Source organism: Stenotrophomonas sp. YJH_SMC_21, assembly GCF_059369555.1.
Window position 1 is genome coordinate 1 of the sequence record NZ_JCAFSU010000007.1, and the last position, 13,066, is coordinate 13,066.

Annotated in this window: 10 protein-coding genes; 9 read left to right on the forward strand and 1 reads right to left on the reverse strand. The window is 66.7% G+C overall.

The genetic code is table 11. From position 1 onward, the window contains the following. Positions 1–578 precede the first annotated feature (578 nt). From AC5P67_RS11235 to pncB, 3 genes are all read left to right on the forward strand, one after another. Positions 579–1,430 (forward strand): glycosyltransferase family 2 protein, encoded by an 852-nt coding sequence (locus AC5P67_RS11235; RefSeq protein WP_005412209.1) that lies wholly within the window; start codon positions 579–581, stop codon positions 1,428–1,430. After that, positions 1,427–2,266 (forward strand): glycosyltransferase family 2 protein, encoded by an 840-nt coding sequence (locus AC5P67_RS11240; RefSeq protein WP_241889348.1) that lies wholly within the window; start codon positions 1,427–1,429, stop codon positions 2,264–2,266. The genes AC5P67_RS11235 and AC5P67_RS11240 overlap by 4 nt, the downstream gene beginning before the upstream one ends. A 101-nt stretch (positions 2,267–2,367) precedes the next feature. Continuing rightward, on the forward strand, positions 2,368–3,546 hold the full coding sequence (gene pncB / locus AC5P67_RS11245) for a nicotinate phosphoribosyltransferase (protein WP_021203170.1): 1,179 nt from the start codon (positions 2,368–2,370) through the stop codon (positions 3,544–3,546). A 10-nt stretch (positions 3,547–3,556) separates the two neighbouring features. On the opposite strand, the gene AC5P67_RS11250 is transcribed toward pncB, so the two are convergent. Continuing rightward, entirely contained in the window at positions 3,557–3,922 is a 366-nt protein-coding gene (locus AC5P67_RS11250; protein WP_005408037.1) for a hypothetical protein, read from the reverse strand. A 459-nt stretch (positions 3,923–4,381) separates the two neighbouring features. Here AC5P67_RS11250 and AC5P67_RS11255 point away from each other — a divergent pair, with 459 nt between their 5' ends. From AC5P67_RS11255 to AC5P67_RS11280, 6 genes are all read left to right on the forward strand, one after another. Further along, the gene (locus tag AC5P67_RS11255) at positions 4,382–4,921 is read left to right on the forward strand and encodes a fimbrial protein (protein WP_005408038.1); all 540 of its coding nucleotides are present in this window, start codon (positions 4,382–4,384) and stop codon (positions 4,919–4,921) included. A gap of 85 nt (positions 4,922–5,006) precedes the next feature. Next, positions 5,007–5,735, forward strand: coding sequence for a fimbrial biogenesis chaperone (locus tag AC5P67_RS11260; RefSeq protein ID WP_495214702.1), 729 nt, complete (start codon positions 5,007–5,009; stop codon positions 5,733–5,735). A gap of 92 nt (positions 5,736–5,827) precedes the next feature. Then, positions 5,828–8,392: a fimbria/pilus outer membrane usher protein gene (locus AC5P67_RS11265; RefSeq protein ID WP_338091947.1), complete on the forward strand. Its 2,565-nt coding sequence runs from the start codon at positions 5,828–5,830 to the stop codon at positions 8,390–8,392. Continuing rightward, positions 8,383–9,414: a fimbrial protein gene (locus tag AC5P67_RS11270; RefSeq protein WP_099484705.1), complete on the forward strand. Its 1,032-nt coding sequence runs from the start codon at positions 8,383–8,385 to the stop codon at positions 9,412–9,414. The genes AC5P67_RS11265 and AC5P67_RS11270 overlap by 10 nt, the downstream gene beginning before the upstream one ends. 267 nt (positions 9,415–9,681) lie before the next feature. Further along, positions 9,682–10,866, forward strand: a complete 1,185-nt coding sequence (gene wecB / locus AC5P67_RS11275; protein ID WP_087802818.1) for a non-hydrolyzing UDP-N-acetylglucosamine 2-epimerase — start codon at positions 9,682–9,684, stop codon at positions 10,864–10,866. After that, complete coding sequence (locus tag AC5P67_RS11280) at positions 10,863–13,064, forward strand: cellulose biosynthesis cyclic di-GMP-binding regulatory protein BcsB (protein WP_087802816.1); 2,202 nt, start codon at positions 10,863–10,865, stop codon at positions 13,062–13,064. The genes wecB and AC5P67_RS11280 overlap by 4 nt, the downstream gene beginning before the upstream one ends. The last annotated feature ends 2 nt before the right edge of the window (positions 13,065–13,066 follow it).

The following is a 13,066-nucleotide window of genomic DNA, read 5'->3' on the forward strand; positions in this document are numbered from 1 at the left end:
AAGGGAGATTCCGGCGTGGGCGCCAAGCTACATGGCGATCGTCGAGATCCAGGCTCGTACGGCGGCCCACGCCGGCTCTCGACACCTACGCTGACAGATTTTCATCAGATAAGGCTTGGTCGCCGCATCCATGCGGCTCACACCCCGCAAACCCACAGTGCCCCGCCTTCGACAGTTGCCTGCTGCTGTTGGTAGGTGTCGACCTTGGTCGACACGATCCACGCCATGCGTGGATGACTCTCCATCGAAATCGAATATTTCGAGATCTGAAACATCTGAGCCGAGCATGGCTCGGCTCTACAGAAGGCAATGCCCGACAGATCGCGGAAAACTGTCGAAGGCGGGGTGGGTCCGGTTGTGGGGGCGTGAGCCGCATGGATGCGGCGACCGAGCTTACATGGACTTACTTGCAGCGTCCCCCGCAACCGGACCCACCCCGCCATCCCCCAGGAACCCAGCTTTTGCTCCGGCTGTTGCTTCGGCTCTGGCTCTGGCCTCTGCCGGTGCCGGTGCCGGGTGCAACCCGGCCGATACCCTCCCGGTGCTAGGCTGTGGCTAACGACAACCACGGAGGCGGGATGGGGGCGATCGTGTTGTTGCCGCTGTGCGTGGACGATGCCGCGCTCGACCGCTGCCTGGCCGCACTGGATGCCGGCACCGCGCCGGGCACGGCGGTCTGGTTGGCCGACGATGCGCAGACCGGGCCGCGCGCGCAGGCGGTGGTGGAACACTGGTTGGCGCATACGCCACTGCAGGCCGAGTACACCCGCCGCGCGCGGCCGCTGGGCGAGGTGGCCCACCTGGACGAGATGTTGCGCGCCTGCGATGGCATGGACGTGGCGGTGCTGGCACCGGACAGCGTGCCCGCGCCGGGCTGGCTGCAGCAGCTGCAGGACACCTTCGCCCGCGATGCCGCCATCGCCACCGCAACCCCGTGGTGCAATGCTGGCGAAACCGCTGCGTGGCCCAGGCTGGGCGAGATCAATCCCGAACCCCATGATCCGGCCCTGCTGGCGCATACCTGTGCCACATTGCCAACCCTGCACCCCGAGCTGCCGTCCGCAGTCACCCATGCGGTGCTGGTGCGGGGCAACGCGCGTCGACGTGCCGGGGGCCTGGACGTGGACAGCTACGCCGGCTGGAACGCGGCGCTGGTGGACCTGAGCCTGCGCATGGCCGGCCTGGGATGGCGCAACGTGCTGTGCGAGACCGCCTTCGTCAGCCGGGCAGGGGAGGCGGTCAGCCGTGACGGCGATCTTGAAGCGCTGGCTGCGCGCTGGCCGGGCTGGGTGCCAAGGTTGGCGGACTTCCTGATGCACGACCCGCTGCACGGGCTGCGTGCCGACCTGCAGCAGCGCATGCGGCAGGCGATAATGCCGAAGGAACAGGGCGACCTGTTCGTTCCTTCCGCGCCGGAGCCACCCGTTTGAATGTTGCCATCGCCGCCATCGTCGTCACCTACCAGAGCGGCAGCACCATCGATGCCTGTCTCTCGCGCCTGCGCCAGGCGCGGGACGTGGCCGAAATCCGGGTGATCGACAACGGCTCGATGGATGGCACGCTGGATATCGTGCAGCGCCATGCCAGCCACGACCCGCGCGTGCGTTTTGTCGGCAATCCGGACAATCCCGGCTTTGCCGCCGCAAACAACCAGGGGGTGGCCGATTCGCACAGCCCGTGGCTGGCCTTCATCAACCCGGACCTGATGGTCGAGCCCGATACTCTGGCCGAGCTGCGCAGCCGTGCCGAACGGTTGGGGGATTGCCTGCTGGGTGTCGAACAGCTGGACGAGCATGGCCATGCCGACGAGGCCGTGCGCCGTCGTGATCCGGATTTCCTGTTGATGCTGCGTTCGCCCGGCAAAGGCTCGAAGCTGTCGGTCCCGCGCGATCCGCAGCAGGCGCTGCAGCGGGTGCCGGCGTTGTCTGGCGCGCTGCTGCTGATGCCGCGTGCGCTGTTCGACCGCATCGGTGGCTGGGACGCCGGCTATCGCCTGCACGCCGAAGACCTGGACTTGTGCCGGCGCGCGCGCGAAGCGGGGGCGGTGGTGGCCATCGCCAATGACCTGCAGGTCGTCCACGTTCGTGGCGTCTCCAGCCGTTCGCGGCCGTTCTTCGTGGAATGGCACAAGCACCGGGGCCTGTGGCGCTATTTCCAGAAGTTCGAAGCGAAGCAGCGTTCGCTGCCGGTGCGCGTGGCGGTGTGGGCCGCGATCTGGGCGCACGCCCTGATGCTGGTACCGCGCCTGTTGCGCAGGTCGTTGTAGGGCCGAACCTGCATCCACGCATGGCGCGGATCTACCCACGCGGAGAGCCGAGCGTGCCCGCGGCCACCCCGGTTCACCCGTCCGGGCGCATAATCCGCCTCATGCCTATCATCCAGTCCCTGCTCGACACCGACCTGTACAAGTTCACCATGATGCAGGCGGTGCTCCACCAGCACCCCGGTGCCCAGGTGCAGTACCGGTTCAAGTGCCGCACGCCCGGCATCGACCTGGCCCATTACATCGACCAGATCGACGAAGAGATCGACCACCTGTGCAGCCTGCGTTTCAGCGACGCGGAACTGGACTACATGCGCGGCCTGCGCTTCGTGAAGCCCGACTTCGCCGATTTCCTCGGCCTGTTCCATCTGGACCGCAAGTACATCCAGCTGCGCGCGTCGACGGCCGTGCCCGGCGAAATCGAACTGGACATCACTGGCCCGTGGCTGCATACCATCCTGTTCGAAGTCCCGCTGCTGGCGATCATCAACGAAGTCTGGTTCCGCAACACCACCACCGCTGACTTTGCCGAGGGCGAGCGTCGGCTGCAGGCCAAGGCCGCGCTGCTGCGTGATACTCCCGGTTTCGAACAGTGCCGCATTGCCGACTACGGCAGCCGCCGCCGTTATTCGCGTGACTGGCATGCGCGCCTGCTGCCGCTGCTGCGCGATGCGCTCGGCCCGCAACTGGTCGGCACCAGCAACGTGCACTTCGCCCGCCTGTACGGCATGACCCCGCACGGCACCATGGCCCATGAGTACCTGCAGGCATTCCAGGCACTTGGCCCGCGCCTGCGTGATTCGCAGGTGGCGGCACTGGAATCGTGGGCACGCGAGTACCGCGGCGACCTCGGCATCGCGCTGTCCGACGTGGTCGGCCTGGATGCGTTCCTGCGCGATTTCGACATGTATTTCTGCAAGCTGTTCGACGGCGTGCGCCACGACTCGGGCGATCCGTTCGACTGGGGCGACCGCATGCTGGCGCATTTCCAGCAGCGCCGGGTGGATCCGCGCACCAAGGTGCTGGTGTTCAGCGATGGGCTCGACATCGCCAAGGTGATGCGCCTGTACGACTACTTCCGTGGTCGCTGCCAGGTCGCCTTCGGCGTTGGCACCCACCTGACCAATGATCTGGGTCCGACGCCGCTGAACATCGTGATCAAGATGGTCCGCTGCAACGGCCAGCCGGTGGCCAAGCTCAGCGATTCGCCGGGCAAGAGCATGTGCGACGACCCCGGCTACCTGGCCTACCTGCGCCAGGTCTTCGAGCTGCCGCCGGCGTAAACACGTCGGCTTACAGGTAGTCGACCACCACCAGGTAGGCGCCCTGCAGCGGCTGCTGCTTCGAAGCCTGCACGCTGTAGCGCTCGGAGAAGGCGATATCGCCGGCGCGCATCGCGCTGGCCGACACCGACAGCTTCTGCCCCTGGCGCTTGCCGTCGCGCAGCGTCGCGGCCTGGCCATCGGCCAGCGCCGTCACAGCCACCGTCGAGCCCTTGGCCGACGGCGGGCAGGCCGCCAGGCTCAGCTCGCCCTGGGACAGGTTGGTCATGCAGCCCGGCTCGGCGATACGGCCGCTGAAGCGAATGCTGCCGCTGCTGGCCTGGGCCAGCGCACTGACGGACATCAGGGCCACGCACAGCAGAAGGGAGGTTCTCATGACACGTTCTCTGGTTCGGTGTGTCCTAGTTAGCGACAGGTTCGATCCGTCTTTAATAGGACGATTCCGAATCTGCTAGGGCCATCACCAACAAAGAGTGATGCGCATCAAATAAGGTGATTTCCACCTTAAAAAGGCCTGTTTCCGCGCATGCCGAATGCGCCGCCAGGTGCGTCATGCAGGGTCGTTTGTGGCCTGATCCGGCCACCGTCAAATTCCTTGCGCTCCCCCAACCATGATTTCGCCTAACACGTCACATTTGAGGCGTCAATGAATTGGCGTTCAGAAAAATAATGAGACTTTCATCACAGTTGTGCCTATACTTGCGTCACGGATTCAGGGGAAGGTATGTCCGAGTCCGGCCACAGGTGAGACGCAAGGATGGGTCTTGATAGCCCGGCAGTGCTCCTTGCTTCCTCCTCTACTTCTCATCTCTTCAGTAGGGTTAGGTAAAAGCGAATGCACAAGATCAACCTCATTGCCGCTCTGATGCTGGCTGCCGCTCCGCTGGCCGCCAACGCCGCCGACGGCACCATCACCTTCAACGGCAAGGTCACCGACAAGACCTGCACCATCTCGACCCCGGGCGGCAAGGACTTCGCCGTCAACCTGCCGACCGTGTCCAAGAACACCCTGGCCACCGCCGGTGCCGTTGCCGGTCGTACCCCGTTCGCCATCAACCTGACCAAGTGCAGCGCCGGCAACGTCGCGACCTACTTCGAGCCGGGTTCGACCGTCGACTTCAACACCGGCCGCCTGCTGAACCAGGCCTCGGCCAACGCTGCCACCAACGTGCAGCTGCAGCTGCTGGGCTCGAACAACCAGGTCCTGCCGATCAAGGCTGCCGGCGCTGGCCTGGCCCAGACCAACTCGCAGTGGGTCACCGTCGGCACCGACGGCTCGGCCGACCTGAACTACTACGCTGAGTACTACGCCACTGCCGCCGCCACCCCGGGCGACGTCACCAGCAGCGTCAAGTACACGATCATCTACAACTGATCGTAGCCGTACCCGCACTGGCCGGCGTACGCGCCGGCCCGTGCATCGCGGCCCCTGGCCACATACCTCGAGCGTAGTACTTCCGATGAAAGCATTCTTTCCCCGGGCGCTGCTGCTGGCAGCGTTCACGCTGCCCTTCTGCCAGAACGCTCTGGCCGGCGTGGTGGTCAATGGCACGCGAGTGATCTATCCGGCGCAGGCGCGCGAAGTCACCGTGCAGGTCGACAACGTGGGCGATTCGCCGGCGCTGGTGCAGGCCTGGATCGACAGCGGCGACGCCAACCAGACCGCCGATACCAGCGATGCCCCGTTCGTACTGACGCCGCCGATCGCGCGTGTCGAGCCGGGCCGCAGCCAGGCGCTGCGACTGATCTTCTCCGGCGGGCAGCTGCCGACCGACCGCGAGTCGCTGTTCTGGCTCAACGTGCTGGATGTGCCGCCGTCCCCGGACAACGCTGACAGCGGCGAACAGAATTACCTGCAGGTCGCGTTTCGTTCGCGCCTGAAGCTTTTCTACCGGCCGCAGGGCCTGAAGGGCGTCGCCAACGATGCACCGGCAGCGCTGCGCTGGACCCGCAATGGCGACCGCCTGCGGGTGGAAAACCCGAGCCCCTTCCACGTCACTCTGGCCGAAGTACATGCCGTGACCGGCAGCAGTGAAAAGGCCGTCGAGGACAAGGGCGCGATGGTCGCGCCGAAGCAGAGCCTGGAGTTCGCCGCACCGGCGGGCACCGACCAGGTCCGCTTCATCACCATCAACGACTACGGCGGCCGGGTGGAACACACCATCCGCCTCGGCAGCACCGGGGGCTGAACGCGCCGCGCCGGCCCCTGGCCTGCGCATCCCGCCACCGCCGCTGTGCGGCGAATTGAAGGAATGTCAGTGTGATCGGAAACAGATTGACATTGTCGATCCATCAGGCGCTTTGCCTGTTGGTTGCTGGCGTGGCCTGCCCAGGATGGGCGCTGGCTGCCCCGGCCAATCTCGGCGAACAGGCGCTGATGGCGCAGAGTGGTGCGGCCAATGCGCGTGCACCGGAATCGGCCCAGTTCAACTCCAGCTTCCTGTCTGGCCAGGCCAAGCAGGTCGACCTGGCGGCCTTCAGCAACGGCAACCCGATGGTGGCCGGCAACTATCGTGTCGACGTGTACGTCAACGGTGCCTGGCAGGGCCGTCGCGATCTGCAGTTCAAGGCCGATGCGCAGGGCCGTGTCGGCGCCTGCCTGCCGCTGCCGATGCTGGAAGAAATGGGCGTGGACAGCGAGGCCGTGCTGCTGCAGCAGGATCCGTCCGTGCCCACCGACAAGACCAGCTGCGTGCCGGTCCAGCAGCGCATGGCCAACGCCTATGGTGTCTATGACAGCGGCAACCTGCGCTACGACCTGAGCATCCCGCAGGTGTTCCTGCGCCGCGAGGCGCGTGGCTACGTCAACCCGGCGCTGTGGGACCGTGGCATCAATGCCGGTTTCGTCGGCTACAGCTTCAATGCCATCGACAGCGACAGTCGCGTCGAAGGTGGCCAGCGCAACCGCAGTGCCTACCTCGGCCTCAACGCCGGCATGAACCTGGGTGGCTGGCAGTTCCGCCACGATTCGAACCTGACCTGGTCCGAGGGCGACGGCCGCCATTGGCAGAGCATCGCCACCTATGCGCAGCGCGGCATTCCGCAGGTGCGCGGCATGCTCACCATCGGTGAGGCCTACACCACCGGTGAACTGTTCGATTCGATCGGTTACCGCGGTGCCAGCCTGGCCAGCGACGACCGCATGCTGCCCGATTCGCTGCGCGGTTACGCGCCGGTCGTGCGCGGCATCGCCGAGACCAACGCGCGCATCGAAGTGCGCCAGAACGAGCAGCTGATCTACTCCTCCACCGTGTCGCCGGGCAGCTTCGTCATCGACGACCTGTACCCGACCGGTTACGGCGGTGATCTGGAAGTGAGCGTGATCGAGGCCGATGGCCGCCGCCGCGAATTCAAGGTGCCGTTCGGTTCGGTGCCGCAGATGCTGCGCGAAGGCGTGTCGCGTTACTCGCTGACGGCCGGCCAGGTGCGCAACAAGCTGCTGGCCGATGAGCCGTGGCTGGTGCAGGGCACCTACCAGCGCGGTATCGGCAACCAGCTGACCCTGTACGGTGGCAGTGCACTGAGCGATGGCTACCTGTCGCTGCTGTACGGCGTCGGCCTGTCCACGCCGGTCGGCGCATTCGCTGCCGACGTCACCCATGCGCGTACCTCGTTCGATCACTACGGCAACCACACCGGTGCCAGCGTGCGCTTGAGCTACAGCAACATGATCGGCGAGACCGGGACCAACCTGACGCTGGCCGCCTACCGCTATTCGACCGAAGGCTTCTACAGCCTGCAGGACGCGCTGTACGGCCGTGATTCGGACAAGCGCGGCATCGATCCGACCACCCGTGGCCGCCAGCGCAGCCAGTTCCAGGTAACGCTGAACCAGCCGCTGGGCCGTCGCGGCGGCGCGCTGTACGTGACCGGTTCGGTGCGTGACTTCTACGACCGTTCCGGCACCTCCAAGCAGTACCAGGTGGGCTACAACAATGCCTGGCGCTCGGTGAACTACGGCTTCTCTGCGCTGCGCACCGAAGAGGGCGTGCTGGGCCGTTCCGACACCCAGTACCTGTTGTCGATGAGCGTGCCGCTGGGTCGTGGTTCCCACCCGGTGTCGTTCAGCGCCGATCTCGGCGTGCGCGACCGCGGTGGCTACGACAACAGCCGCGTCGGCATCACCGGTTCGGCCGGTGTCGACAACAACTTCAGCTACGGCGTGGCGCTGTCCGATTCCCGCGAAGGTGGCACCACCGCGGTCGGCAACGCCGAGTACCGCAGCCGCTACTCCGCGTTGAACGCGACCTACAGCCACTCGCGTGATTTCCGCCAGGCTTCGGTCGGTGCCAACGGCAGCGTGGTCGTGCATCCGGGCGGCTTCACCTTCACCCCGCAGCGTGGCGACACCATGGTGCTGGTGGAAGCGCCGGGCGCACGCGATGCGATCGTCAGCAACGCCCCGGGCCTGCGCGTCGATGGCCGCGGCTACGCGGTGGTCCCGTACGTTTCCCCGTACCGCCTCAACACCGTCACCCTCGACCCGCAGGGCATGGCCCACGACGTCGAGCTGGAAAGCACCAGCCAGTCGATCGCGCCGTTCGCCGGTGCCATCAGCTACCTACGCTTCGATACCCGCAAGGGCAACGCGCTGCTGATCCAGGTACGCAACCCGGATGGCCGCACCATGCCGTTCGGTGCGCAGGTCAAGGATGAGCAGGGCCAGCCGGTGGGCATGGTCAGCCAGGGTGGCCGCCTGTACGTGCGCAGTGAAAAGAACCAGGGCCGCCTGCTGGTGGAGTGGGGCGCCGGCGCCGACCAGCGCTGCACCGTCGATTACCAGGTTCCGGCGGGCGCCGATGCGTCCAAGACCGGCTTCATTCCGCTGGAGGCAACATGCCGATGATCTCTTCCCGTGGCCGCAAGGCATTCACCGGCCTCGCATTGCTGGGCGGTGTGTTGCTGGCACAGCAGGCCAGTGCGGCCTGCCGCATCCAGATCAACGGTTTCGTTGCGCAGGACGTCACCATGGACATGGGGCAGATCGTGATCCTGCCCAGCACGCCGGTCGGTGGCGTGATCAAGGAAATCAGCGAATCGATCAACCAGCGTGACCGGGTCGCCAGCTGTGACTGGAACGGCGGCTACTCGCGCGGCGAGTATGTCAACGCGGCGCAGAGGCGTCCGGTACCGGGATTTGCAGACACCTTTGAAACCGATGTCCCAGGCGTTGGCATCAAGCTGTTCCGAGACGCAGGGACGTTCCAGGTCTATTACCCGCATTCGATTCCCTTCGGCTACACGACCGTCACGCTGAACGGCGGTCGCTTCCGCATCCAGCTGATCAAGACTGCCGCTCAGACCGGTTCCGGCGTGATCGCGCCGAATGGCCGCTTCACCACGTACTACTTCGACGGCGATGGCCCTGGCCGGCCGGTGCTGACCTCGACCTTCAAGGGCTCGGGCACCACCGTGGTCAGCCCGACCTGTGAAGTGCAGGCCGGCAGCCGCAATATCGCCGTCGATTTCGGCAGCGTGCCCAACACCACTTTTACTGGTGTCGGTTCCAAGGCCGTTGACCGCGATTTCGAGATCCGCCTGAACTGCCAGGGCAGCAATGTCGCGCAGTACCAGAGCAAGATCGGCATCCGCCTCGATGCCGATCAGGACAGCTCGAACATGCCGGGCGTGCTGAAGCTCAGTGCGGCCACCAACAGCGCCACCCGCATCGGCATCCAGATGGTCCAGCGCGATGGCACCACCGAGCGCGAAGTGCGCTTCGGCCAGACCGTCAATGTCGGTACCACCACCCCCGGCACCAGCACGATGACCTTGCCGCTGCGCGCCCGCTATGTGCAGACCCAGGCCGGCACGGTCGGTGCCGGTGTCGCGAACGGCCAGGCCACCTTCACCATCCAGTACGAGTAAGGCGGCCCCAGGCCGCAGCCACTGCTGCGTTCCACCGCAACGTCGCCCGTGACACGGGCGGCGTTGACTGCGTCTTGATCTTCCAACGATGAAGATCAATGCCACGACGCGCGTACCATCATTCGAATGTGATGTACGTCGCGATTTTGGAGTTTCCTCATGAGGTGACCGTCTCCTGCCTGCGGGTATTGGACGGGAACGCCGAAAGGATCCAGACGTGGCTACAGCTCCTGGCATTCCCCCGCGTCGGTCCGCCGGAGCGCTGCGGTGAAGGTCCTGTCGGTGTTCGGCACGCGACCGGAAGCGATCAAGATGGGGCCGCTGGTGCGGGCTCTGGCCGAGGCTGCGGACATCGAATCGGTGGTCTGCATCACCGGCCAGCACCGGGCGATGCTGGACCAGGTGATGTCGCTGTTCGAGATCACCGCCGACCATGACCTGGATGTCATGGTGCCCAACCAGACCCTCAATGGCCTGTGTTCCAGGCTGTTCGAACGGCTTGACGCGCTGTACACGCAGGTCCGTCCGGACCGGGTGCTGGTGCACGGCGATACCACCACGGCGATGACCGCCGCGCTGGCCGCGTTCCATCACCGGATTCCGATCGGTCATGTCGAGGCCGGACTGCGCACCGGTGACATCAACCGGCCGTGGCCGGAGGAAATGAACCGGCGGGTGATCGATGTGGTCGGCGACCAGTTGTACGCGCCCACGCCCAGCTCGCGCGCCAACCTGGCCGGTGAACACCTGGGCGGGCAGATCCTGGTCACCGGCAACACCGTCATCGATGCCCTGCAGCAGACCGTAGAGCGCCTGGATGCCGACCCGGCGCTGCGTGCGCGGGCTGACGAACCCTTCCACATGCTTGACCCCGATCGTCGCCTGCTGCTGGTCACCGGCCACCGCCGCGAGAGCTTCGGGCAGGGCTTCGAGGACATCTGCCGTGCGCTGGCTGAACTGGCCCGGCGGCCGGACCTGCAGGTGCTGTACCCGGTGCATCTCAATCCGAACGTGCAGGGCCCGGTCAACGCCCACCTCGGCCATCTCGACAACGTGCACCTGGTGCCGCCGCAGGACTACCTGCGCTTCGTGCGGCTGATGCAGCGCGCCGACGTCATCCTCACCGACTCCGGTGGCGTGCAGGAAGAGGCACCGGCGCTGGCCAAGCCGGTACTGGTCATGCGCGACGTCACCGAACGCCCGGAGGCGGTCGAGGCCGGTGTGGTGACGCTGGTCGGCACCGCGCCCTCGCGCATTGTCGAAGCTGTCAATGCGGCACTGGCACAACCACCGCACCCGACCCGCTTCGATCCCGGCGCCAGCCCCTACGGCGATGGCCGTGCCAGCGCGCGCATCGTCGCCGCCCTGCGTGGCACGCCGCTTCCCGAATTCTCGCCCGGCCTCCGCAGCAGCGGCGCCGTCCACCCCCATCCACGCGAAGTGACGCCATGACCCAGACCGGCCGCTCTCCCCTGTTTGCATCCGCCGCCGCGTTCGTCCTGTCGGGCGTGGTTGGCAGTGTCCATGCCGCCGACAGCGTCGCCGGCCAGTTCGCCGAGTGGAGCGGTGACAGCACGGTCAGCCGGCAGATGACCCTGCGCGAACTCGGTTTCCGCCAACCGCTGGTGCTCAGCGGGCAGGAGAGCCAGCGCGAGATCTACCTGCCGGTGCCGGCCGGTGTCGCCACCCGCGATGCGCAGCTGCAGCTGGACGGGCGCTACGTGCGCGGCCATGCCGGGCGCACGTCCGGCCTGTGGTCGGTCGATGGCGATCCGATCGCCGCACGCTCGATCACCGATGCACAGGGTGACGCCAGCCAGCTGCTGGCCATCGATGGCGAACCCCGCCAGAACGGCTTCGTGCGGGTCGGCGTCGGCTGGTGGTCGATCGTGTCCGACTACCAATGTGCCGACCAGAGCGCGCCGGCCAACGTGCTGCGGCTGTCGCCGGACTCGCGCTTCAGCTACCGCTTCGACGGCCGCGCCGTGGACACCGTGGCCAAGGCCTGGGGCGCGCTGCCCCCGCAGGTGCGCCTGCTGGTGGACGGCAAGGCGCTGCAGGCCCCCATCTACGACGCGGCCTGGCGCATTGGCACGGCCCTGCAGGCCGGTGGCAAGCAGGTGCAGGTGCTGGCGCTGCCCAAGGTCGGTGACAGCGTCGACCTGACCGGCATCAGCATCCCGGCCAGCCTGCAGGGGGTGCCCGCTTATGCCGCGTTGGCCGCAGGCGAGCGCGCGCATGCGATCAAGGATCTGGCCGAAGTGGGGGCACTGCTGTCGCTGCGTGACAGTGGGCCGCTGGCTGCCGATGTGATGATCGGCAGCGACGCATTGCGCGCTGGCGTGCGCACGGCACTGGATGCGCTGGCCGCACAGGTTGCCACCGCTGGCGCTGACGCGGGCACGGCGTTCGCCGCGTGGCGCGGTACCGACATGGGCGGCCTGGAAAAGCCCGCGGCCACCGCCTCGGTCAGCGTGGTGGCCGTTGCCGGCCGTCCGACGCTGGTGGTCGATCCGCCGGCGGCGGGCAAGGTCGCCGGGTTGTTCGCCGAACAGTGGCGCAGCTATGCACTGGGCCGAAGCCTGCAGGTCAGCGCAGCGGGCACGCCGAAGCTGGACGGTGACCAGGTGCTGCTGAGTCGACTCGGCAACATCGCCGGCACGGTGGATGTCGTGACCCGCGCGGACCGCAGCGCCAGCTTCGACCTCGGCGCGTTGTCGGCCGATGGGCGCCTGCCCGAGGAGGTGGTGATCGACGTCTCGGCGGCCCCCAATGCGGCCGGGCAGGGCGCGGTGGCCACGATCCATTTCAACGATTACCTGCTGGGCGGCAAGGTGCTGTCGGCCAACGGCCAGCCGCAGCGGCTGGTGGCCAAGGTGCCGGCCTACGCGCTGTCGGCACGCAACGAGATCCGCGTCAGCTTCCTGCGCCAGCCGGCACGCCCCTATTGCCACGATCCGGCCACCGCGTATCCGGTCTCGATCCTGCCCAGCAGCCACCTGACCCTGGCCAAACGTTCGCTGGGCAGTGACTTCGTCGGTGCCAGCAGCCAGCTGTCACGCGGCAACCAGATGTTCGTGCCCGCTACGTGGCTGCAGGACGCGCCGACCTCACTGGGTAAGGTCATCGCCGTGGCCAGTGCAGTGGGCGCGTCACCGGAGGCGTCGGAGCTGAAGGTGGTCGATGCCGGTGCGGCGGTCAGCCCGGGTGTGCCGTGGCTGGCTTTCGGTGTGGCGCCGTCGGGTGTCGATGTGGCCGGCCTGAAGGACGGCCACCTGCTGATCGGCGGGAAGCCTCAGCCGCTGCTGGATGTCAGCGGCCTGGATCGCGCCGCGGTGGTGCAGGTCGGCACCTCCGGCGGCCAGCTTGGCGTGCTGTACAGCGATCTGGGTGCACAGGCACCGTCGTTCGGCGCACCGTTCCGGCTGCTGCGCGGTGATCTGGCGGTGCTCGACGGCAGTGATGCCGTGCGCGAGTTCGATCGCCAGGATCCTTACGGGGGCCGAGTTGCCCAGGATGGCAATCCACAATCAAAGTGGGAACGGCACATGGTCTGGTTGCTGCTGCTGGTCGGCGTGATCGTGTTCGCGCTGCTGGCCGCCCGCGTCACCCAGGTGCGCCGCCGCAAGTCCGCCAACACAGGGCACTGATC

Coding starts and splice junctions, on each gene's coding strand:
- AC5P67_RS11235 (WP_005412209.1), top strand. CDS start 579: ATGGGGGCGATCGTGTTGTTGCCGCTGTGCGTGGACGATGCCGCGCTC.
- pncB (WP_021203170.1), top strand. CDS start 2,368: ATGCCTATCATCCAGTCCCTGCTCGACACCGACCTGTACAAGTTCACC.
- AC5P67_RS11250 (WP_005408037.1), bottom strand. CDS start 3,922: ATGAGAACCTCCCTTCTGCTGTGCGTGGCCCTGATGTCCGTCAGTGCG.
- AC5P67_RS11255 (WP_005408038.1), top strand. CDS start 4,382: ATGCACAAGATCAACCTCATTGCCGCTCTGATGCTGGCTGCCGCTCCG.
- AC5P67_RS11260 (WP_495214702.1), top strand. CDS start 5,007: ATGAAAGCATTCTTTCCCCGGGCGCTGCTGCTGGCAGCGTTCACGCTG.
- AC5P67_RS11270 (WP_099484705.1), top strand. CDS start 8,383: ATGCCGATGATCTCTTCCCGTGGCCGCAAGGCATTCACCGGCCTCGCA.
- AC5P67_RS11280 (WP_087802816.1), top strand. CDS start 10,863: ATGACCCAGACCGGCCGCTCTCCCCTGTTTGCATCCGCCGCCGCGTTC.